The sequence below is a fragment of the Kribbella jiaozuonensis genome (assembly GCF_005233875.1).
Lineage (GTDB): Bacteria > Actinomycetota > Actinomycetes > Propionibacteriales > Kribbellaceae > Kribbella > Kribbella jiaozuonensis.
Genome location: NZ_SZPZ01000001.1, coordinates 1,965,230 through 1,987,803 on the forward strand (window position 1 = coordinate 1,965,230; position 22,574 = coordinate 1,987,803).

Here is a 22,574-nt window from a genome sequence, read left to right on the forward strand (position 1 = left end):
AGCAGGAGACGGGCACCGGGAGCGTGCTCAGAGTGCGGCGACGACCTTGACCGCGTCGGAGTCGTCGGCGTGCCAGACGATCTCGCCGGTGATCCGGCCCGCGGCCCGCAGATCCGGCTCGGCGCGCTCGGCCAGCTCCAGCCGCGCGGCCGGACCGGTGACCTCGACCTTGCTGACCTCGGTCTTCATCGAGACCTGCGCCTCGGACTTCGCCCCGCGGATCCCCGCGAGAACCTCCGAAACGGCGTCCAGAACCTCAGGCTCCTGCGCGGCGACCGCGAGATCGACATCCGGCTGCGGCCAGCTGGTCAGGTGGATCGAACCCTCCTGCCACCACGACCAGACCTCCTCGGTCGCGAACGGCAGGTACGGCGCGAGCAGCCGCAGCTGGACCGACAACGCAACGGCCAGCGCCGCCTTCGCGGAGGCCGCCGCGGCCTCGCCCTGACCGCCGTACGCCCGCTCCTTGACCAGTTCGACGTAGTCGTCGCAGAACGTCCAGAAGAACCGCTCGCTGATCTCCAGCGCGCCGGTGTAGTCGAACCGCTCGAAAGCCGCGGTGGCGTCGGCGACGACCGACCGCAGCTGCTGCAGCATCGCCAGGTCGACCGGCTCGGTGACCGCGGTCGCGTCGGCGACGACGACCGCGGACGGGTCGTCCTCAGTCGCGCCGAAGCCGAGGACGAACTTCGACGCGTTCAGGACCTTGATCGCGAGCCGCCGCCCGACCTTCATCTGCGACTCGTCGAACGGCGAGTCCATCCCCGGCCGGGCCATCGCCGCCCGCCACCGGACCGCGTCCGCGCCGAACTTGTCCAGGATCTCGGTCGGGACGATCGCGTTGCCCTTGGACTTCGACATCTTCTTGCGGTCCGGGTCGACGACGAACCCGGAGATCATCGACCGCGCCCACGGCAGCGTGCCGTTCTCGAAGTGGGCCCGGACGACGCGGGAGAACAGCCAGGTGCGGATGATCTCGTGCGCATGCGTGTTCAGATCCATCGGGAAGGTACGCCGGAACAGGTCGTCGTCCCGCTCCCAGCCGCAGGCGATATGCGGCGTCAGCGACGACGTCGCCCAGGTGTCCATCACGTCGGGGTCGGCCTCGAACCCGCCCGGCTTGCCGCGCTGGGACTCGTCGTACCCCCGCGGTGCCTGGGAGGTCGGGTCGATCGGCAGCTCGGCCTCGGACGGCATCAGCGGGTGCGCGTAGTCGGGCTCGCCGTCGGCGTCCAGCGGATACCAGACCGGGAACGGGACGCCGAAGTACCGCTGGCGGGAGATCAGCCAGTCGCCGTTCAGCCCCTCGACCCAGTTCAGGTAGCGGTGGCGCATGTGCTCGGGCACCCAGGCGAGCTCCTCGCCGCGCTCGATGAACTCCTGCTTGAGCGCGTCGTCGCGGCCGCCGTTGGTGATGTACCACTGCCGGGTGGAGACGATCTCGAGCGGCTTGTCGCCGTTCTCGTAGAAGTTCGCCATCCGCTCGGTGGGCTTCGGCTCGCCGTCCAGGTCGCCGCTCTCGCGCAGCTTCGCCACGATCAGCTCGCGGGCGCTGAAGACGGTCTTGCCGGCCAGCTCGCCGTACAGCTCGGCGGAGCCTTCGAGCCAGGCCGGGGTCTCTCGCAGGAACCGGCCGTCGCGACCGATCACGGTCCGGACCGGCAGCTGCAGCTCGCGCCACCACTGGATGTCGGTCTGGTCGCCGAAGGTGCAGCACATCGCGATACCGGCGCCCTTGTCCATCTCGGCGGCCGGGTGCGAGAGGACCGGGACCTCGACGCCGAACAGCGGCGACTTCACCGTCGTGCCGAACAGGTGCTTGTAGCGGTCGTCGTCGGGGTGCGCGATCAGGGCGACGCACGCCGGGATCAGCTCCGGGCGGGTGGTCTCGATGTAGATCGGGCCGTCGGCGCCGTGGAACGCGATCCGGTGGTAGGCGCCCGGATACGGCCGGGCCTCCATCTCGGCCTGCGCGACCGCGGTCTGGAACGTGACGTCCCAGACCGTCGGCGCCTCGGCCAGGTAGGCCTCGCCGCGGGCGAAGTTGCGCAGGAACGCCCTCTGCGACGTCCGCCGGGAGTCCTCGGAGATCGTGGTGTAGAGATGGTCCCAGTCGACGCTCAGGCCGACCGTCCGCCACATCGACTCGAACGCCTGCTCGTCGATATGGGTGAGCTCACCGCACAGGTCGACGAAGTTCTGCCTGGCGATCGGGAGCTGCCGCTTCGGGTCCGGTTTGGCCGGCGGGGTGAAGTCAGCGTCGTACGGCAGTGAGGGGTCGCACTTGACGCCGTAGTAGTTCTGGACCCGGCGCTCGGTGGGCAGGCCGTTGTCGTCCCAGCCGATCGGGTAGAAGACCTTCTTCCCCCGCATCCGCTGGAACCGGGCGACCAGGTCGGTGTGGGTGTAGCTGAAGATGTGCCCGACGTGCAGCGACCCGGAGACCGTCGGCGGCGGCGTGTCGATCGAGAACACGTCGGCCCGCTCGGCGGTGCGGTCGAAGGCGTAGGTCTGCTGCTCCTTCCATACGGCAGCCCACTTCTCCTCGAGGCCTTCGAGGGTGGGCTTGTCTGGAACACGGGACGTCTGGCTCATGCGCACAATCGTAGTGGTTGTCAAGGGGTGCTCCGAACGCTTATCCACAGCCCCCACCTAGACTGGGCGTTCTGATGAGCGACCTCTCTTACGCCGACGTGTCGGCCCTGCTCCAGGCGCGCTGGCCGGAGCACAAGATCGAGCCTTCCCTGGACCGGGTTCGGCGGCTCGTCGAGCTGCTCGGCGACCCCCAGAAGGCCTACCCGGTGGTGCACCTGACGGGGACCAACGGCAAGACGTCCACGGCCCGGATGATCGACACCCTGCTCCGCGAAGCCGGGCTGCGGACCGGCCGGTTCACCAGCCCGCACCTGGAGTCGGTGCGCGAGCGGATCACGCTGGACGGCGAGCCGATCAGCGAGGAGCGCTTCGTCGAGGCGTACGCCGAGATCGCGCCGTACCTGGACGTCGTCGACGCCGAGCAGGAGCACCCGCTGACGTTCTTCGAGGTGATGACCGGCATGGCGTACGCCGTGTTCGCGGACGCACCGGTCGACGTCGCGGTGATCGAGGTCGGCCTGGGCGGGTCCTGGGACTCGACCAACGTCGCCGACGGCACGGTCTCGGTGATCACGCCGATCGCGGTCGACCACGCGCACATCCTCGGCGCGGATCCGGTCACGATCGCCGGCGAGAAGGCCGGCATCATCAAGACCGGCGGTACGACGGTGATGTCGCAGCAGAGCCTGGAGGTCTTCGAGGTCCTGCTCCGCCGGGCCGCCGAGGTCGGTTCGCAGGTGGCCCGCGAGGGGATCGAGTTCGGCATCGTCAGCCGGACGCTCGCGGTCGGCGGCCAGGTCGTCTCGATCAAGGGCCTCGGCGGTGAGTACGACGAGCTGTACATCCCGCTGCACGGTGAGTACCAGGCGCACAACGCGGCCGCAGCCGTCGCCGCGGTCGAGGCGCTGCTCGGCGCCAGCCCGGAGTCGGACGGCCGCGTCACCACCGAACTGCTGCAGGCCGGCTTCGCCAACGTCACCAGCCCGGGCCGGATGGAGGTCGTCCGGCAGAGCCCGACGGTCATCGTCGACGCCGCCCACAACCCGCACGGCGCCGAGGCAACCGCGGCGACGGTCTCGGAGGCGTTCCAGTTCGAGCCGCTGATCGGCGTCCTCGGCTGCATGAAGGACAAGGACGTGTACGGCGTCCTCGAGGCCTACGAGCCGATCATGGAAACGGTCGTCTGCACCCGGAACAGCTTCGTCGAGCGCTCGATGCCGGCCGAGGAACTGGGCGAGCTCGCGGCCGAGGTGTTCGGCGAGGAGCGGGTGCTGGTCCGGCCGCACCTGATCGACGCGATCGACGACGCGATCCGGCTGGCCGAGGAGAACGCGGTCGCGCTCGGCTCCGGCGGCGTACTGATCACCGGCTCGGTCATCACCGCCGGCGAGGCGCGCAGCCTGCTGGTCCGCAAGTCGAAGGCCGATCAGGAATGAGGTCGCTCGCGTCGATCGTGCTCGGGTTCGAGTCGATCGTGCTCGCCCTCGTCACGCCGGTGATGATCTCGGTCGCCGACGTCCGGCCCGCGGTCGCCGTACCGGTCTGCCTCGGACTGGCGGTGCTCGCGATCGTCGCGGCCGGCCTGCTCAGGTTCCAGGTCGGGTACGTGCTCGGCTCGGTGGTCCAGGTCGGCGCGGTCGGCATCGGCTTCGTCGTCCCGGTGATGTTCGTCCTCGGCGCGGCGTTCGCGGCCTTCTGGGTCGCCGCGATCGTCCTCGGCCGGCGCATCGAAGAGGCCAAGAAAGCGCACGAGCAGTTAGGCTCAGCCGCCCACCCAAGTTCGAGAGAGAGTTGACAGATGTCGCAGCGCACCCTGGTCCTGCTGAAGCCCGACACGGTCCGCCGCGGCCTGGTCGGTGAGGTGCTCGGCCGGTTCGAGGCCAAGGGGCTCCGGATCGTCGCGATGGACCTGCGCACGATCGACGGCGAGCTGGCCGACCAGCACTACGCCGAGCACGTCGAGAAGGCCTTCTACCCGCCGCTGCGGGACTTCGTCACCAGCGGACCGCTGGTCGCGATGGTGCTCGAGGGCGACGAGGCGATCGAGGTCATCCGCGCGCTGAACGGCGCCACCGACGGCCGCAAGGCTGCCCCCGGCACGATCCGCGGCGACCTCTCGCTGTCCAACCGCGAGAACCTCGTCCACGGCTCCGACTCCGAGGAGTCCGCGAGCCGCGAGATCAAGATCTGGTTCCCCGACCTGCCCTGACCCCGGTTTAGACCACTCGGGACGCTGAAAGCGTTTTGAAAGCACGGCACCCCACCATTTCGGCGTCGGCCGCCACGGCCGATCCGATCTGGAGGGGTGACGAGTGGGGAGTGGGTCAGGCAAGTGGGGTGTGCGCCGGGTCGTACCCGGTGTGCTCGCGGCGTTGCTGCTCGCCGCATCGCTGGTACAGAGCTCGGTAGCCGTCGCGCGGCCCGCGGAGGGCACTACCGATCCGGAAGTGCGGGCGAGCGCCGAAGCACGGCGTACCGGCAAACCGGTCGAGGTGAAGCGGACGGCGACCACGAGAGTGGTTGCGAACCCCGCTGGGACGTTCACGGCAACGTTCAACGCGGCGCCGGCCGGAGTACCTGGGCAGCCGACGGCGCCCGGGATGAGCGGCTGGGCGATTGTCTTCCGGGGGAAGCCGGGCAACAGCTACTGGGGTGGCGACGGCGACGGCGTCGCGAAGGTCGGCCAGTGCTACGACGACGGCTGGTGCAACGGGATCCAGGCTGCTCGTTCGTACTTCCAGTACGACACCGGCTGGCTGAACGGCCGCGAGATCCTCAGCAGCTCGTTCAAGGCACTGGAAGTACACGCGCCGAGCTGCTCGCCGCGCTGGGTGGAGGCTTGGGGCACCCGGCCGGTCTCGCCGGGGACGACCTGGAACAACCAGCCGCCCGCAGTGATGGGCATCGGCTCCTACAACGTCGCCGCGGGCCGTACCGGCTGCCCGTCGCAGTACCTCGAGTACAACACCACCGGCTTCGTGCAGTGGTCTACCAACCCTGCCAACGGGCTCGGCTCGACCACGGTGATGCTCCGGGCCAACAACGAGGAAGACCAGCTGGCCTGGAAGAAGTTCGGTACGACGCCGGTCCTCAGCGTCACCTACAACACCCGCCCGAACACGCCGGTCGAGCTGGCGGTCGAGAACGACCGGGTGTGTGGCAGCGGCGAGATCCGGATCAACCCGCAGTTGTACGCCCCGCCGCCCGCGCCGAATCGGGGTCCGCGTCTGTGGGCGACGATCAGCGACCCGGACGGGGGCAGCGTCGCCGCGCGCTACCGCATCTACGAGCGTGACCACACCACACTGCTGCACTCCGCCGAGACGACTGGTCTCAACTCACCAGGCCGGTTCAGCATCGACACTCCGGCGTCGCTCAACGTCGACAACCGGAAGTTGTCGTTCCAGGTGATCGGCTGGGACGGTCTGCACGAGTCGAAGTCCGCATCGGCCTGGTGCGACTACACGATCGACAAGACGGCACCGCAGTACGCGCCGGGCGTTTCGTCGCCGACGTACAAGGAGTGCCCGGACGAGGTGGTCTGTCCGGCCAGCGGCGCTGCCGGCTTCACCGGGGGCTTCGAGTTCACGGCTGATGCACGCGACACGGATGTGGCCGGCTTCCGCTACACGCTGCAGGGAGCTGACCAGACGGGCGACACCCCGCAGCAGGACAAGTACGTCGCTATCGGCTCGGACGGCGTCGCCCGGACGCTCGTGACACCTGGGTCCGACGGGCTGCAGGTGTTGACGGTCCGCGCAGTCGACCAGGCGGGGAACGTGTCCCTGGTCGAGAAGAAGTTCCGGTTCTGGGTCGGCCGCGGTACGCCGCCTGTCGCACAGTGGCGGCTGGACGGCCACGGCACGGACACCGCGGTCGTCGATGATCGCCCCGGCCGGCTGGACGGGGTGAAGCCGGCCGGGGACGCGGTCGCTTGGCGAACCGGACGGATCGGCGATGCGCTGTGGACGAACGGCACGCCGGCCGGGTACGTCGCGCTGGGCGCCAAGTCCGCCATCAACACCAGCAAGTCGTTCACGGTGTCGGCGTGGGTGAAGCTGGACCAGGTCGACGGTCAGTACCGGACTGCGGTCAGCCAGGACGGGTCGTCGATCAGCGGCTTCTTCCTGCAGTACAACCCGCAGCGTCAGCGGTGGAACTTCGTCCTGCCGCAGACCAACAACGACAACGCCGTACGTGAGCTGTCCGAGTCTGCAGCACCTGCAGTCGCGGGTCGGTGGACTCATCTGGTCGGTGTGTACGACGACGGCGCCAAGCAGGTCCGCCTGTACGTCGACGGCGTACCGGGGTCTGTCGGAACGCATGCAACGCCGTGGGCTGCGACGGGGCTCGCCCAGCTCGGCCGGGCGCAGGTGGCGAAGCAGGCCACGAACAGCTGGCTCGGCTCGATCGACGACGTACGGCTGTACCAGCGCGTGCTGACCGCGCCCGAGATCAACGACCTGGCAGGCCGTCCGACGACCGAGGAGCTGTTCTGGCCGATGGACGAGGCCGACGGCAGTCAGCTGTCGGATGCCTCCGGCAACTACCGGCTCGGCGCGATCCGCGAGGACGCGACCCGTACTGCGGGTGCCGTCGGCACCGGAGCGGTTCGGCTGAACGGTACCGGACAGGGCATCAGCACCGGCAGCCCCGTCGTCCGGACCGACTCCGGCTTCGCGGTGAGCGTACGGGTGAAGCTGGACGCGGCGGACGGCACCAGCCGGGTCGTGATGAGTCAGGACGGCGCTCAGCGCAGCGGGTTCGCCCTGCAGTACAACGGCAGCAACCGCAGGTGGGCCTTCTCCGTCGATCAGGCGACTGTCGAGTCCGACACGGTCGCGACAACGGACTGGACCCAGCTCACGGGTGTGTACGACCAGGCAGCCGGACAGATCCGCCTGTACGTCGACGGCGAACAGCCGGGCAACGTCGAGAGCGCAGCGGCGAGTGCGAACAGCACCGGTACGTTCCGTGTCGGCTCTGGTCAGCTCGGGGCGACGCCGTTCCTTGGCGAGGTCGACGACATCCATGTGTGGACAGGTGCGCGGACCGGCGACCAGGTGCAGCAGGAGTTCGACAACCCGGTGACCAAGCGGCCGAATCCGTACGGCGGGCAGTTGGCCAGGTACCTGACCAACGAAGGCATCAGCATCGTCACCACCGGTCCGGCGCCGCAGGGCTCGCACTACGTCGGTTCACTGGGCTCGATGGCATCCGAAGGCCTGACCGTCAACTCATGCCTCAACAACACCCGGGACTATTTCCTCAGCAGGAGTGCCACGTGTGAGAACAAGGCCGTCCTCGGTCCGGTCGGTCAGTTGTGGACGTCCAAGCCGGCCGGGTTCGAGACGCTCCCGGTCTACCGCTGCATGGTCCCGAACACCCGGCACTTCGCGTCCAACGACTCGAACTGCGAAGGTGCGACCAACGAAGGCCTGCTCGGCTACGCCAAGGCCACCGCACCGCTGATCCGGAACCTGGCCACCAACTACCCGTACGACCACACCACGACCGTCGGACGCGTGCCGGGCAACTACAAGCCCGAAGGCATGCAGGGCTACGTGTCCATGGTCCCGCAGGCCGGCACCACCGCACTGATGCAGTGCAAGACCGGCGAGGACACATTCAGCTCGACCGATCCCCTCTGCGAGGGAAAGACGGTCGTCGGTACGACGGGCTACATCTGGACCGCGCCGCCCGACGGTGTCGTGAGCCACCCGCTGTTCCGTTGCCGCGCGAGCTGGAACGAGCTCTTCGACACCGGCGACCCGAACTGCGAGGGCCAGACCAAGGAAACCCAGCTCGGCTACGTCACCACGCGATCCTGAGGAACGACGATGACTTCTCTCTGGAAACGGCGCCACGTCACCGCGCCACTCATCGCAGGCCTGCTGGGTGCGGCACTCGTCGTACCCAATCAGGCCGTCGCACAACCTGAGGCCGCTCCGGCCGTGCAGCCGCAACAGGTGGCCTCGGTACCCGGCAAGGACTTCGTGCCGGCCGTCCAGAAGGCTCCCTCAAAGGCGCAGAGCCGCACCACGGCATCGGCATCGGCATCGGCGTCGGCCAGTGGGACCGGGGACTACAAGGCGACTTCACTCGCGCCCTCCGGCACCTGGGAGGTGAACGGAAACAGCGGTGGGTTCACCTGGGCTTACGACCTGCGGACGCCGCCGGTGCCAGGTGGCCTCGAGCCGGACCTGTCCGCGGACTACTCGTCGCAGTCCACCGACGGCCGGACTGTTGCCACCAACAACCAGCCGTCGTGGCTCGGTGAGGGCTGGGACCTCGGTGCGGGGTCGATCGAGCGAAGCTACACGGCGTGCGCCGACGATCTCGGCGGCAACAACGCGCAGCGCAAGACCGGTGACCTCTGCTGGGAGACCGACAACGCCACGGTGTCGCTGGGGAAGCAGTCCGGTCAGCTCGTCCGCGAGAACGGCGTCTGGCACCTCAAGGACGACGACGGGACCAAGGTCGAGCGGCTGACCGGTGCGGCCAACGGCGACAACGACGGCGAGTACTGGAAGCTGACGACGCCCAGCGGGACGCAGTACTTCTTCGGTCTGAACCGTCTGCCCGGCTGGGCGACCGGCAAGGAGACCACCCAGTCCACGTGGACGGCTCCGGTCTACGGCAACGACAGCGGTGAGCCTTGCCACCAGGCGACGTACGCCGCCTCCTCCTGTCAGCAGGCCTACCGCTGGAACCTCGACCAGGTCGTCGACCCGCACGGCAACGCCATCAGCTACTTCTACGACGTCGAGACGAACTCGTACGCGCAGAACCTCGGCGCGACGACCGGAACGTACATCCGCGGCGGCGTGCTGCGGCGGATCGACTACGGCACCCGCTCCGACAACGCGTACGCCGGAGCGCCTGCTCGGGTCGTGTTCGACAGCGCCGACCGGTGCGCGCCCGGCCAGAACTGTGCGACCCACAACGCGACCTCGTGGCCGGATGTGCCGTGGGACCTGGAGTGCAGGACCGCTACGTGTACGACGGTCGCGTCACCGACGTTCTGGTCGACGAAGCGGCTGAGCCGGATCACCACGCAGGTGTCTGTTGGCGGTGGCAACTACCGGGACGTCGACCGGTGGGACTTCGCCCACACCTATCTGTCGCCGGGTGACGGTACGGCGGCCGGACTCTGGCTGAGCAGCATCACTCACACCGGCGTCGCGGGCACTCCGGTCGCTACACCGCCGGTCACCTTCACTCCGACCCTGCTGCCGAACCGCGTCGACACTCCGACCGACAGCCGGCCCGCACTATGGAAGCCGCGCATCACCACGATCACCAACGAGACAGGCGGCCAGGTCACGATCAAGTACGCCGATCCGGACTGCACACCGACCTCTCTGCCGACCGCTGCCGACACCAACGGCAAACGCTGCTATCCGGTCAAATGGGCCGAGCCGCCGGAGGAGACGCCCCGCGACAACTGGTTCCACACGTACGTGGTCCAATACACGGTCAAGCACGACCTGGTGACTGACAACCGCGACGAGCTCACCGCGTACGTCTACGAGGGCGATGGGGCCTGGGCGTACGACGACAACCCGCTGGTCGACCCGAAGTACCGGACGTGGTCGCAGTGGCGTGGCTACCAGAAAGTCGTTGTGGTGAAGGGCGATGAGGTACACGACGTCGGTGTGACGCGCACTGCGACCCGCTACCAGTACTTCCGCGGGATGAACGGCGACAAGCTCGCCAACGGCGGTACGAAGAGCGACCAGATCGTCGACACCACCGGAACCGCCACTCCGGACCTGGAGCAGTACGCCGGGTTCATGCACGAGTCGATCACCTACCTGGGTGTCGGCGGCGGCGAGGTCAGTGCGGAGATCCACGACCCGTGGTCGCGCCTGACTGCGACCGAGGGGACGGAGAAGGCCTACCAGGTCGAGGACGGCCGCACCCGGACCCGGACCACGCTGGCCGCCGGGGGAGTACGTCGTACGGACGTGTCGACGACGTACGACAACTATGGCAACGTCACGCAGGTCAACGACCTCGGTGACACCGCTGTGGCGACGGACGACCGCTGCACCACCACGGCGTACGTACAGAACGCGGGCGCGATGCTGATGGACCTGCCGAGCCAGGAGACGACTGTCGGCGTCGCTTGCGGTACGACGTCGTCGCTGCCGGCAGATGCGATCTCCGACACGCGGACGTCGTACGACGGGGCGGCCTTCGGGACTGCTCCGACGCGTGGTGATGTCACCCGGACCGAGCAGGCCAAGGCCTACCCGGCGCAGTACCTGACGACTGCTACTACGACTGTCGACGCGTTCGGTAGGCCGTTGGTGCAGGAGGATGCGCTGCACCGGAAGACGACTACTGCCTACAGCGACGTCAACGGGCTGAACACGACGACAACTGTCACCAATGCGCTCGGACATGTGTCGACCAGCACGGTCGACCCGGCCTGGGCACTGCCGGTGTCCCAGGTGGATGCCAACCAGCGGGTCACGTCGTCGACGTACGACGCGCTCGGGCGGCTTATCAAGGTGTGGAAACCCGGACGGACCGAGGTGAATCAGCAGACACCCCATCTGGCCTACGAGTACGGCGTACGGCAGTCCGGTGGGCCGAGCTGGGTCAAGACGCTCACCCTGAAGGCGAACGGGAACCAGGTGGCGTCGTACAGCCTGATCGACGGGTTCGGGCGCGAGCGGCAGTCGCAGCAGCCCAGCCCGGCCGGCGGACGGATCCTGTCGGACACGGTGTACGACAGCCGCGGCCTGGTCGTGCTGAAGCGTCCTGCGTACTACAACAGCGACGCTGCTCCCGGTACGACGCTCTTCAAGCCGGATCCGGGTCGGGTGCCGAGTGCGACGGTGCTGGGGTACGACGGGGCGGAGCGGCAGGTCAGCGAGACGTTCGCGGCGTACAACGTCGGGCAGTGGACGACGTACACGACGTACGGCGGCGACCGCGTGACCGTGCTGCCACCGGGGGGCGGGACGTTGACGACGACCGTCTCGGATGCGCGGGGGAATATGACCGCGAAGATCCAGTACCGCGGCCGGACGACCAACACGGCGGCTGACACGACCAGCTACGGCTACACGAAGCGGGGCGAGCTGGCGCGGATCACCGACGCGGCCGGCAACAACTGGCGGTACGAGTACGACGTACTGGGTCGCAAGGTGAAGGCGGACGACCCGGACAAGGGCGTGGCTGAGCTGACGTACGACGATGCCGGGCAGGTGATCTCGAGCAAGGACGCGCGGGGCCGGGTCGTCCAGACCGACTACGACGACCTGGGCCGCAAGATCCGGACCAAGTCCGGTGGAACGGTCCTGGCGGAGTGGACCTACGACACCCTCGCCAAGGGCTCGCCGACGTCGTCGACGCGGTACGTCGGTGCGGATGCCTACGTGCGCGCCGTGACCGGCTACGACACCGGCGGACGGCCGACCGGGGAGCGGGTGACGATCCCGACGTCCCAGAGCAAGCTGGCCGGCGTCTACGACACCACCCAGCGGTACGCCGACGACGGCAGCCTCAAGTCGACCCGACAGCCCGCACTGGGCGATCTGGCGGCGGAGACGATCAACTACGAGTACGACCCGTTCGGCATGCCGGACAAGGTCACCGGTGCGCTGCCGTACGTACGCGACACCAAGTACACCGGTCTGGGCGAGGTCACCCAGCAGCTCCTCGGCAACGACACCAGGCCGCTGTGGCGCACCACGTCGTACGAGGACACCACGAGGCGCCTCGCCGAGGTCCGCACCGACCGCGACCAGTCAGGCGGTCTACTCCTCGACAAGCTCACCTACGCCTACGACCAAACCGGTAACGTCACCAGGACGTCCGACCAGGTCCCCTCCACCGGCACCGACACCCAATGCTTCACCTACGACTACCTGCGCCGAGTCGACACAGCCTGGACCGCCACGGACAACTGCGCCGCCTCTCCCTCCACTGCGGTCGTCGGCGGACCGGCGCCGTACTGGCAAGAATTCGCCTACGACTCAGCAGGCAACCGCACGAAGCTGGTCAAGAAGGGTCTCGGCGGCACCGCAGATGTGGCGAGCACGTACACCTACACCCGCCCCCACGCCGTCAGGTCGGTGACAACCGGCTCGACGACCAAGTCGTACACCTACGATGCCGCAGGCAACACCCTCACCCGGCCCGGGCAGTCCCTCACCTGGGACGACGAGAACCTGCTCACCGCGGCCGGCCCGTCGACCTATCTGTACGACGCCGACGGCAACCAACTGATCCGCCGGGACAAGGACTCGGCGACGCTCTTCGTGAGCGGCGGCGAGATCAGAGCCGGAGCCGGCGGTACGGCGACGGGGACGCGGTACTATCCGAATCTGGGTGTCCGGACCGCATCCGGCTTCACCTGGACGGTCTCGGATCGCAACAGGACCGCACAGACCGCCATCACCGAATCGACCCTCCAGGTCACCAATCGGCGGCTCGACCTGTTCGGCGATCCTCGTGACGCAGCACCGTCCTGGACCGGCGGCGCACGCGGGTTCGTCGGCGGTACACCGAACACCGACACCGGGCTGACCCGCCTGGGGGCTCGTGAGTACGACCCGACCGAGGGCCGCTTCCTGTCGGTCGACCCGCTCTTCGACCCGCAGAACCCGCAACAGCTCAACCCGTACGCGTACGCCGGGAACAGCCCGGTCACGTTCAGTGACGCGAACGGCCTGATGCTCATCGAGGGTGACAGCGGTCGCACCTACGCCAATGCGAAGGCGGTCGAGAACGTCGCCTGGAAGAAGTGCCTGAGCCGGATCGGAGACTTCTTCGGCCTCGGTTGCCCGAAGAGCTTCCGGTGGTACTTCCACACGCAGTGCCCGCCGTCGAAGCCCAAGGACAAGGCGGCGTGTTCCCAGCCGAGGCCCGGGCCGAAGAAGACGCAAGGCCCGACGGCGCCCAAACCGAAGGACAAGCCGGCGCCGAAGATCATCCCGATCCCGATTCCGGACTGGGCCAAGGAGGAGATGGCCGGGGACGGCTCCGGATCACTGTGTATCGGCGCGTCGGCCGGGGCCGGAAGTGGTCGTGGTGCGGAGGCGTGTTTCACGACCGATGACCGCGGCTTCACCTTCAACGCGTCGTACAAGGAGTACCTGCTGGCCGGAGCCTCGGCCGGTGTCTCGATGGGGTACCGGCGCAGCACGCAGCGGGCCGACCAGATGAACAACGGTCAGAGCCGCTACGGGCAGACCGGGTTCGAGGTCGACGAGTTCGGGGCCAGCGCGAGCATGGAGGGCAAGAACGTGGGGGCCGTCGACGCCGGTGTCGGTCTGGGCGCCGGAGCCTCGATCGGTGAGTACGGCGACAGCTACGGTGCGAACTCCGGCTATTTCCAGTGGTGGTGGACACCGGACTACTTCGGCGAGGTGCCGTACAACTGCACGCTGAAATGCCCGTCGTCCGGTCCGGGCATGTCCTGAGCCCGCCGCCGACTGCAGGTGAGTGGACCGATACGATCTGTTCCTGGACGGGCCGGGTCGTGTCGGTCCACGGGCTTTGCGCGGGCGGCGCTTAGCCTGAGTTGGGGTCGAGTGGGAGGTGCCGCGGTGGCGAACAGCATGCTCGGCCGCGACATGGCGGTCGACCTCGGGACGGCGAACACGCTGGTGTACGTGCGCGGGCGGGGTGTCGTGCTGAACGAGCCGTCCGTGGTCGCGACCCGGACGGACGACCCGCGTGAGGCGGTCGCGTTCGGGCACGAGGCGAAGAAGATGATCGGCCGTACGCCGGGCAACATCACCGCGATCCGGCCGCTCAAGGACGGCGTGATCGCCGACTTCGACGCCGCCGAGCAGATGCTGCGGTACTTCATCCAGCGCGTCCACCGCCGGCGGTACTTCGCCAAACCGCGGATCGTGGTCTGCGTCCCGTCCGGGATCACCGCGGTCGAGCAGCGCGCGGTCCGCGACGCCGGATACATGGCCGGCGCCCGCAAGGTCTACATCATCGAGGAGCCGATGGCCGCCGCGCTCGGCTCCAACCTCGAGGTCCGCGACGCGACCGGCAACATGGTCGTCGACATCGGCGGCGGTACGACGGAGGTCGCGGTCATCTCGTTCGGCGGCATCGTCACCAGCCAGTCGATCCGGGTGGCCGGCGACGCCATCGACAAGGCGATCGTGAACTACTGCAAGAAGGAGTTCTCGCTGCTGCTCGGCGAGGCGACCTCGGAGCAGATCAAGATGACGATCGGGTCGGCGTTCCCGACCACCGACGGCCCGGACAGCGAGATCCGCGGCCGGGACATGGTCTCCGGCCTGCCGCGGACCGTGAAGGTGTCCTCGGCCGACATGCGTCAGGCGATCGAGGAGCCGATCACGGCGATCGTCGACGCGGTCAAGGCAACGCTGGACAAGACCCCGCCGGAGCTGGCCGGCGACATCGTCGACCGCGGCATCGTGCTGACCGGCGGCGGTGCGCTGCTCAAGGGCATGGACGAGCGGCTGCGGCACGAGACCGGCATCCCGATCCACGTCGCGGAGAACCCGCTCGACGCCGTCGTCCTCGGCGCCGGCAAGTGCGTGGACAACATCGAGACCCTCAACCGCATCCTGGTCACCGACAACCGGCGCTGAGGTACCACCCGATGCTCAAAGACCTCGGTACCCCGGCGAAAGGCCTGCTCCGCGCGACCGGTATGCCGCGGCAGATCCGTCGCCGCCGGACCGTGCTCGTGCTGGTGATCCTGGCCTGTTTCACGCTGATCGTGCTCGACGCCCGCCGCTCGGCCGGTTCGCCGGTCGAGCCGCTGCGGGAGGCCGCGGCCGGTGTGTTCGGCCCGCTGGAGTCGACCGCGAGTTCGGCCCGGCAGCCTGTGGACAACCTCCGCGACCGGTTCGCGGAAATGGATAGGTTGAAAGCAGAGAACGAAAAACTCAAGCAGGACAACGAGAATCTGACCCAGGAGCTGAACACCTCCGACTACGCCCGCAACCGGGCGCAGGAGTTGGACAAGCTGCTCAAGGTCGCGCCGGCGTACACGATGACGCCGGCCCGGGTGATCGGGATCGGTGGCGCCCAGACGTTCAGCCACACGGTCACGATCGACGCCGGGACGGCGGACGGCGTGCACACCGACATGACCGTGATGAACGGGACCGGTCTGGTCGGCCGGGTGGTGCGCACCACCACGGGGACCGCGACCGTGCTGCTGATCGGCGACCGCAACTCGACCGTCGGCGGCCGGCTGAACTCGTCGATGGCGCTCGGCTTCGTCTCCGGACGCGGCGACGTGGCCGGCACCCTCGACTACAAGCTCGTCGACCCGAAGGCCCGGCCGAAGGTCGGGGACCGGATCGTCACCTGGGGCTCGAGCGGCAACGCGCCGTACGTGCCGGGTGTCCCGATCGGCGTCGTCACCTCCGTGACGCCGAACGAAGGCTCCCTCGGATCCACCGCAACCATCAAGCCGTTCGTCGACCCGACCCGGATCGACACCGTCGGCGTGGTCACCGGACCACCCGCCCGTCCGCCGAGAGCCCAAATACCAGGGAAGGGGAACTGACACCGTGATCGCTTTGCGCATCGGCCTGGCTGCCCTTTTCCTGATGGTGGCCGTGACCGTGCAGACGTCGGTGCTGACCAACATCGCCGTCGCCGGGGTGACCTGTGACCTCACGCTGATCGTGGTGATCGCGCTTGCGCTGTCCCGCGGTCCGGAGTGGGGTGCGATCGCCGGATTCGTCGGCGGTCTGCTGCTCGACATCGTGCCGCCCGCGGACCACACGGCCGGGCGCTGGGCGCTGTCACTCGCGATCGCGGGATACATCGCCGGCCTGATCCGCCGCGAGACCTCCAGCGGACCCGTCGGGCCGCTCGGTGTTGCGCTGACGGTCGTGCTCGGGACGGCGGTCTCGTTCTTCATCTACAGCGCGACCGGCTCGCTGCTGCACGACCCGTCGGTCGACTGGGGCGAGTTCGGCGTCCGCCTCGGCATCGCGGCGGGGTACGACGTGGTCGGCGCGATCGTGGTGATCCCGCTGGTCATGTGGATCATGGGCCGCGTCCAACCCGCCCGCGAGCGCCGAGTCGCGCCATGAGCTGGGACGGCTTCGAAGCGCCGCTCAAGGCCCGGTTGCGGTTGTTCGTGATCGGGGTGCTCGTCTTCTCCTTGCTGTGCACGCTCTTCGGCCGGCTCTGGTACATGCAGGTGATGTCGAGCGCCGACTACACCCAGGCAGCGACCGCCCAGCACATCCGGCAGGTCCTGATCCCGGCCCCGCGCGGCACGATCGTCGACTCACAGGGCAGGACGCTCGTCGGCAACCGGGTCTCGCTGATGATCACCGTCGACCGTTCGGTGCTCGCCAAGCTCCCCGACAGCCAGCAGAACGTCGTTCTGACCCGCCTGGCGAAGGTGCTCGGCCAGAAGCCGGCGGATCTCAAGGCCCGCACGATGCTGTGCGGCGAGCCCGGCGCGTCCAAACCACCCGCCTGCTGGAACGGCACGCCGTACCAGCCGATCCCGGTGGCGAAGGACGTCAGCGAGCAGGTCGCGATCGACGTGATGGAGCGCCGCGAGGACTTCCCCGGGATCGCCGCCGACTCGCAGACGCTCCGTGCGTACCCCGAGCCGTACAAGGTGAACGCGGCCCACATCCTCGGGTACCTCTCGCCGATCACCACCGAAGAGCTCGAGGACATGGACAAGGCTGGGCAGGACTCGGTCCCGCACCGGTCCGACCTGGTCGGCCGCGCCGGCGTCGAGCGCTCGTACGACAAGCTCCTGCGCGGTACGCCCGGCGAGAAGGACGTCATCGTCGACGCGGTCGGGTACACCACCGGCATCAAGAAGCAGACCGCGCCGGTTCCGGGGGCCACGCTCGTCACCACGATCGACGCGCGGATCCAGGCCTCGGTCGAGGCCCAGCTGAAGAACGCGATCATGACCGCGCGCAAGCAGACCGACCCGGTGACCCACAAGAAGTACGTCGCCGACTCCGGTGCCGCCGTGGTCATGGACACCAAGACCGGCCGGGTCGTCGCGATGGCCAGCTACCCGACGTACGACCCGGGTGTGTGGGTCGGCGGTATCACCCAGCGCGAGCTCGACGCACTGTACTCGGCCAAGTCCGGCACGCCGCTGGTCTCCCGCGCGCTGCAGGCCCAGTTGGCGCCGGGCTCGACGTTCAAGCCGATCACGACATCGGCCGCGCTGAGCGCCGGGTACAGCACAAAGACGCGGCTCGACTGCTCGTCGTACTTCGAGGTCGGCAACCGCCGGTTCAAGAACTACGAGTCGGCCTCCTACGGGATGATCGGCTTCGACCGGGCGCTGGCGTTGTCCTGCGACACATTCTTCTACCGGGTCGCGTACGCGCTCTGGTTGAAGGAGGGCGGCAACTCCAGCGACATCAGCACCTACGACCCGCTGGTCGAGATGGCGAAGAAGTTCGGCCTCGGCAAGCCGACGGGCATCGACCTGCCCGGCGAGGCGACCGGCCGGATCGCGGACCGCCAGTGGAAGAAGACCTACTACGACTCGATGAAGGACTACTACTGCAAGCTGTCGGCCAACCCGCCCTCCGGGACGTCGGCCTTCCTCAAGCAGTTCGCCCGCGAGTTCTGCGTCGACGGGTACAAATACCGCGCCGGTGACGCGGTGAACTTCGCGATCGGCCAGGGCGACACCACCGTCACCCCGCTGCAGCTCGCGACCGTGTACTCCGCCCTGTCGAACGGCGGCACGCTCTTCGAGCCGCGCGTGGTCCAGTCCTGGGTCGGCGCGAACGGCAAGCCGCATGAGATCAAGCCGGCGGTGAAGGCCAAGCTCCCGGTCGCGAAGAACACCCTGCGCTACATCGACACCGCGCTGAAGCAGACCACGGTCAGCGGCACCGCGGCGTGGAAGTTCCAGGGCTTCCCGCTCGACAAGATCCCCGTCCGCGCCAAGACCGGTACGGCCGAGGTCTACGGCAAGCAGACGACGTCATGGCTGGCGTCGTACACGGATCGGTACGCCGTGGTGATGATGATCAGCCAGGCCGGTACCGGTTCGGGTGCCGGCGGTGACGCGGTCCGGAAGATCTACGAGACGCTGTACAACATCAAGCCGGCGCCGCCGCCCGGGCAAGAGAAGCCGAAGCAGTGAGGGCGCGCAGATGGCAACCCTGACTCCGATCCGGATGCGGTCGCGGATGGACCGGCGGTCGACCGTGTGGCAGGTGGACTGGGTCCTCGTGCTCGGCGTGGTCGCGCTGTCGTTCCTCGGCGCGATGCTGATCTGGTCCGCGACCCACAACCGGACCTCGCTGACCGACGGCAACCAGTACGCGTTCCTGGTCCGGCACGCGCTGAACTTCGCGATCGGCCTGATCCTCGCGATCGGCGCCGCCGTCACCGACCATCGCCGGGTCCGCATCCTCGCCCCGGTCCTGTACGCCGCCTCGATCGTCGGACTGATCCTGGTCCTGGTCCCGGGCGTCGGCTCGACGATCAACGGGTCGCGGTCGTGGATCCAGCTGCCGTTCATGTCGATCCAGCCGAGCGAGTTCGCCAAGCTCGCGGTGATCGTCGGGATGGCGTTGCTGATCGCGGAGAAGGGTGAGACCGACCGCAACGAGAACGCCCGTACGGTCGACGTCGCGCAGGCCGTCGCGGTCGCCGCGCTGCCGGTGATCCTGGTGATGCTGCAGCCCGACCTCGGCACGGTGATGGTGCTCGGCTCGATCGTGTTCGGGATCATCGCGGTCTCCGGCGTACCGAAACGCTGGATGCTCGGTCTGCTCACCGCGGGCGTGCTGGTCGCGGCGATCGCGATCAAGCTGCACATCCTGAAGCAGTACCAGATCTCCCGCTTCATCGCGTTCGCCCACCCGTCGTCGGATCCGCAAGGCATCGGGTACAACGTGAACCAGGCGCGGATCGCGATCGGGAACGGCGGGGTCTTCGGGCAGGGCCTGTTCCACGGCGGCCAGACGCAGAACGCATTCGTTCCCGAGCAGCACACCGACTTCGTCTTCACCGTCGCGGGGGAGGAGCTCGGCCTGATCGGCGCCGGGGCGATCATCGTGCTGTTCGCAGTGATCCTGTTCCGCGGGCTGCGGATCGCGATCAACGCACGGGACGCCTTCGGCCGGCTGGTCGCGACCGGGATCGTCTGCTGGTTCGCGTTCCAGGCCTTCGAGAACATCGGCATGACGCTCGGCATCATGCCGGTCACCGGCCTCCCGTTGCCGTTCGTGTCGTACGGCGGTTCCTCGATGTTCGCCTGCCTGCTCGCGGTCGGCCTGCTGCAGAACATCCACCTGAGGTCCCACCGCTACTGACCCGCGAACTGACACGTCAGGTACGCTCCCTCCGCGCTCCCAGTCCCCGCCGGAGAGGCCCCATGACTCTGTTGAATGCCACGACTCCGTCGCGGCGTGTCCCGGGGCTGTTGCTCCCGGCCTTCCCTCGTCGCTCCGGTCGCTCCGCTCCCTCCGCTCCTCAGTCCAGGCCGGGAGGCCCCGTGACAAGGTTCCCGCTCGCCCTCGCCGCCGCCCTTGCGCTGTCCCTCACCGCCTGTGGTGGGGATGACGACAAGAAGGGTGCCGGTACGCCGCTCACGCCCGTCCCGAGCTCGACGCCCAGCACACCGACGGCGGCGTCGACCGTCCCTGTGACCCGGACGACTGACGAGCTGACCAAGGCGCTGCTCGAGCTCAACGACCTGCCGAGCGGGTTCTCCCAGGAGAAGGACGAATCCGATGACGGCTCGAAGCCGTTCTCGTCGTCGAGCAGCCGCTGCAAGACCCTGGTCAAATACCTCAACGCCACCAAGGCTCCCGGGTCGAAGGCGAGCGTGACCCGCACCTTCACCGGCGGCCAGGAAGGCCCGTACATCGACTACGGCCTCGACTCGATGGGCACCGCGGCCGAGGTCGCCGACCTCCGCGATTCGTACGCGAAGGCCGTCGACTCCTGCACCAAGGTGACGCTGAAGACCGAGGGCTCCGGCAACACCTCGATGAAGGTCGAGAAGATCACCGCCCCGTCGTACGGCACGAAGCCGTTCGCGTTCCGGCTCACCGGGACCAGCGGGCCCAAGCGCGGCCTCGAGTACACCGCGGCCGTGACCGGCGTCGACGACGTGATCCTGTCGGTCGGCGTACTCGCCGGCCAGGGCGGCGAGCTGGAACCGGCGACCGAGGCCGCCGTCACGAAGGCCAGGCAGGTCCTCAAGACTGCGTGACCGGCGTCACACCTGCCGTTGTCACGCCGGCCGCCCGCGCCACCGTCGTGTTGGCATGGAAGAGCGGATGAGCTTCAGCAAGGTATCGCCGGCCGGCTTCCGGGCCGTGTACGGCGTGGAGAACTATGTGCAGGGCGTTCTGGACCACACGTTGCTGCACCTGATCAAGGTCAGGGCGTCGATGCTCAACGGGTGTGCGTTCTGCCTCGACATGCACACGACGGACGCGCTGAAGGAAGGCGAGAGCAGTCAGCGCCTGTTCGGGCTCGCGGCCTGGCACGACTCCTCGTTCTACGACGAGCGTGAGCGTGCCGCGCTGGCGCTGACCGATGCGGTCACGGTGCTCGCGCGTGACGGCGTACCGGACGATGTGTGGGATGCGGTGGTCGAGCACTTCGGCGAGGAGCGTGCTGCCAACGTGCTCCTCGCGATTGGCACCATCAACCTGTGGACCCGTCTGAACATCGCGACCAGGAAGCAGCCGGAACTGGCCGGTTGATCCTGCAGGAGTTCGAGTCGGCCCGCGGCATGCTCGCCGGCCTCGCGTACCGGTTGCTGGGCAGCTGGCACGACGCCGAGGACGTGCTGCAGGACGCGTACGTCCGCTGGTCCGCCGCCGACCGCGCCGATGTGGCCGAGCCGCGTCGCTACCTGACCCGGATGGTGACGCGGCTGTCCATCGACGTACTCCGAACCAGGCAGGCGCGGCGTGAGAGCTACACCGGCGAGTGGCTCCCGGAGCCGGTCTCCGCGGACATGCTGGAGCTGGAGGACATCTCGATGGCGCTACTGCACCTCATGGAGCGACTCACGCCACCGCAGCGTGCTGTCTACGTACTGCGCACCGCCTTCACCCTCCCGTACGACGAGATCGCGGAGATCCTCGACCGTACGCCGGAACACTGCCGCCAACTCCACCGCCGCGCCCTGCACGAGCTGGCCGACGACCGCCCCCGCTTCCACCCGACCGCCGCCGAACAACGCCGCCTCATCGCCGACTTCGTAGCCGCCGCCCGCGAGGGCGACCTGGCCCGCCTGGAGGACCTCCTCAAAGACTCCGTCACCTCCTGGACCGACGGCGGCGGCATCCGCCGAGCCGCCCGCAAGCCGGTCGTAGGCCGCGAGAAGGTAGCCGCCTTCTTCACCCACATCTACGCCCACACAGACGTCATCATCACCCCAGTCGACCTAGCCACCGGCCCAGCCCTGGACATAACCATCCGAGGCCACCGCCACCTCTTGACCGTCGACGCCGACGGCCCCCAAATCACCACCATCCGAGTCCTGGCCAACCCCCACAAACTCACCGCCATCTAGCGGTACAGCGGGAGGGCGCCCGTGAGGGAATCGATGGTTGGGCGGGGGCCGTAGAGGGCCAGGCCCAGGTACTCGATGTCTTCGGGCTTTGTGCCGCTCAACCTCGTGGACATCTGTTCGTAGGTGCGGGCCTGTTGGGCTACCTGGGTCATGTCGTGGATGGTGAGGTCGGGGCGTGTTGCTGCTTCGGCGCGGAGCGCGTGGAGCTGCTCGGCCGGCGCTCGGAGTACTGGGATGGGGTAGGCGCACATGCCGGTGTGGGGTGTGCCGGAGGCGTCGGCGGTGTCCGGGCCGACGGTGTCGTCGTGGTGGCGGCCTAGGCCTACGCCTAGAAGAGCGGCGGTGTTGAGGGCTACGCCGATCGGCGCTTCGGTGGCGATGATCACGACCAGTTTGTTCGTCAGCACGCCGCTCAAGCTAGCCCGATGGTCAGGCATTCCGCACAGACTCCGAACATCGTTCGGCAGAT

The 22,574-nt window shown here is 68.3% G+C and carries 15 protein-coding genes; 13 read left to right on the forward strand and 2 right to left on the reverse strand.

Going from position 1 to position 22,574, the window contains the following annotated elements; translation table 11 throughout:
- Window positions 1-27: 27 nt before the first annotated feature.
- Window positions 28-2,595, reverse strand: a complete 2,568-nt coding sequence (gene valS / locus FDA38_RS09520; protein WP_137253648.1) for a valine--tRNA ligase — start codon at window positions 2,593-2,595, stop codon at window positions 28-30.
- Between the two features lie 74 nt (window positions 2,596-2,669).
- On the opposite strand from valS, the gene FDA38_RS09525 reads away from it, so the two are divergent.
- The 13 genes from FDA38_RS09525 to FDA38_RS09585 all read left to right on the forward strand — a co-directional run bounded on the left by FDA38_RS09525 (window position 2,670) and on the right by FDA38_RS09585 (window position 22,105).
- Complete coding sequence (locus tag FDA38_RS09525) at window positions 2,670-4,031, forward strand: bifunctional folylpolyglutamate synthase/dihydrofolate synthase (RefSeq protein WP_137253649.1); 1,362 nt, start codon at window positions 2,670-2,672, stop codon at window positions 4,029-4,031.
- Window positions 4,028-4,390: a DUF4233 domain-containing protein gene (locus FDA38_RS09530; protein WP_137253650.1), complete on the forward strand. Its 363-nt coding sequence runs from the start codon at window positions 4,028-4,030 to the stop codon at window positions 4,388-4,390. The genes FDA38_RS09525 and FDA38_RS09530 overlap by 4 nt, the downstream gene beginning before the upstream one ends.
- A gap of 3 nt (window positions 4,391-4,393) precedes the next feature.
- Complete coding sequence (gene ndk / locus FDA38_RS09535; protein WP_137253651.1) at window positions 4,394-4,804, forward strand: nucleoside-diphosphate kinase; 411 nt, start codon at window positions 4,394-4,396, stop codon at window positions 4,802-4,804.
- Between the two features lie 103 nt (window positions 4,805-4,907).
- Window positions 4,908-8,426 (forward strand): LamG-like jellyroll fold domain-containing protein, encoded by a 3,519-nt coding sequence (locus tag FDA38_RS09540; protein ID WP_137253652.1) that lies wholly within the window; start codon window positions 4,908-4,910, stop codon window positions 8,424-8,426.
- 9 nt (window positions 8,427-8,435) lie between these two features.
- Window positions 8,436-14,036: an RHS repeat-associated core domain-containing protein gene (locus FDA38_RS09545; RefSeq protein WP_202877602.1), complete on the forward strand. Its 5,601-nt coding sequence runs from the start codon at window positions 8,436-8,438 to the stop codon at window positions 14,034-14,036.
- Window positions 14,037-14,162: 126 nt separating this feature from the next.
- Window positions 14,163-15,191 (forward strand): rod shape-determining protein MreB, encoded by a 1,029-nt coding sequence (mreB, locus tag FDA38_RS09550; RefSeq protein ID WP_442914338.1) that lies wholly within the window; start codon window positions 14,163-14,165, stop codon window positions 15,189-15,191.
- Between the two features lie 11 nt (window positions 15,192-15,202).
- The gene (mreC, locus tag FDA38_RS09555; protein WP_137253653.1) at window positions 15,203-16,120 is read left to right on the forward strand and encodes a rod shape-determining protein MreC; all 918 of its coding nucleotides are present in this window, start codon (window positions 15,203-15,205) and stop codon (window positions 16,118-16,120) included.
- Window positions 16,121-16,124: 4 nt separating this feature from the next.
- Window positions 16,125-16,655 carry a rod shape-determining protein MreD gene (mreD, locus tag FDA38_RS09560; protein WP_137253654.1) on the forward strand — a complete coding sequence of 177 codons (531 nt, stop codon included), beginning with the start codon at window positions 16,125-16,127 and terminating at the stop codon, window positions 16,653-16,655.
- The gene (mrdA, locus tag FDA38_RS09565) at window positions 16,652-18,706 is read left to right on the forward strand and encodes a penicillin-binding protein 2 (RefSeq protein ID WP_137253655.1); all 2,055 of its coding nucleotides are present in this window, start codon (window positions 16,652-16,654) and stop codon (window positions 18,704-18,706) included. Before mreD ends, mrdA begins: the two co-directional genes overlap by 4 nt.
- A 10-nt stretch (window positions 18,707-18,716) precedes the next feature.
- Window positions 18,717-19,883: a rod shape-determining protein RodA gene (rodA, locus tag FDA38_RS09570; RefSeq protein WP_137253656.1), complete on the forward strand. Its 1,167-nt coding sequence runs from the start codon at window positions 18,717-18,719 to the stop codon at window positions 19,881-19,883.
- Between the two features lie 182 nt (window positions 19,884-20,065).
- Window positions 20,066-20,788, forward strand: a complete 723-nt coding sequence (locus FDA38_RS09575) for a hypothetical protein (RefSeq protein WP_137253657.1) — start codon at window positions 20,066-20,068, stop codon at window positions 20,786-20,788.
- A gap of 67 nt (window positions 20,789-20,855) precedes the next feature.
- On the forward strand, window positions 20,856-21,287 hold the full coding sequence (locus FDA38_RS09580) for a carboxymuconolactone decarboxylase family protein (protein WP_137253658.1): 432 nt from the start codon (window positions 20,856-20,858) through the stop codon (window positions 21,285-21,287).
- Window positions 21,236-22,105, forward strand: a complete 870-nt coding sequence (locus FDA38_RS09585) for a sigma-70 family RNA polymerase sigma factor (RefSeq protein WP_202877603.1) — start codon at window positions 21,236-21,238, stop codon at window positions 22,103-22,105. Before FDA38_RS09580 ends, FDA38_RS09585 begins: the two co-directional genes overlap by 52 nt.
- Here FDA38_RS09585 and FDA38_RS09590 read toward each other — a convergent pair.
- Window positions 22,102-22,512: a DUF2000 domain-containing protein gene (locus FDA38_RS09590; RefSeq protein WP_170989647.1), complete on the reverse strand. Its 411-nt coding sequence runs from the start codon at window positions 22,510-22,512 to the stop codon at window positions 22,102-22,104. The genes FDA38_RS09585 and FDA38_RS09590 overlap by 4 nt on opposite strands.
- Window positions 22,513-22,574 lie beyond the last annotated feature (62 nt).

Coding starts and splice junctions, on each gene's coding strand:
- valS (WP_137253648.1), bottom strand. CDS start 2,595: ATGAGCCAGACGTCCCGTGTTCCAGACAAGCCCACCCTCGAAGGCCTC.
- FDA38_RS09525 (WP_137253649.1), top strand. CDS start 2,670: ATGAGCGACCTCTCTTACGCCGACGTGTCGGCCCTGCTCCAGGCGCGC.
- FDA38_RS09530 (WP_137253650.1), top strand. CDS start 4,028: ATGAGGTCGCTCGCGTCGATCGTGCTCGGGTTCGAGTCGATCGTGCTC.
- ndk (WP_137253651.1), top strand. CDS start 4,394: ATGTCGCAGCGCACCCTGGTCCTGCTGAAGCCCGACACGGTCCGCCGC.
- FDA38_RS09545 (WP_202877602.1), top strand. CDS start 8,436: ATGACTTCTCTCTGGAAACGGCGCCACGTCACCGCGCCACTCATCGCA.
- mreC (WP_137253653.1), top strand. CDS start 15,203: ATGCTCAAAGACCTCGGTACCCCGGCGAAAGGCCTGCTCCGCGCGACC.
- mrdA (WP_137253655.1), top strand. CDS start 16,652: ATGAGCTGGGACGGCTTCGAAGCGCCGCTCAAGGCCCGGTTGCGGTTG.
- rodA (WP_137253656.1), top strand. CDS start 18,717: ATGGCAACCCTGACTCCGATCCGGATGCGGTCGCGGATGGACCGGCGG.
- FDA38_RS09580 (WP_137253658.1), top strand. CDS start 20,856: ATGAGCTTCAGCAAGGTATCGCCGGCCGGCTTCCGGGCCGTGTACGGC.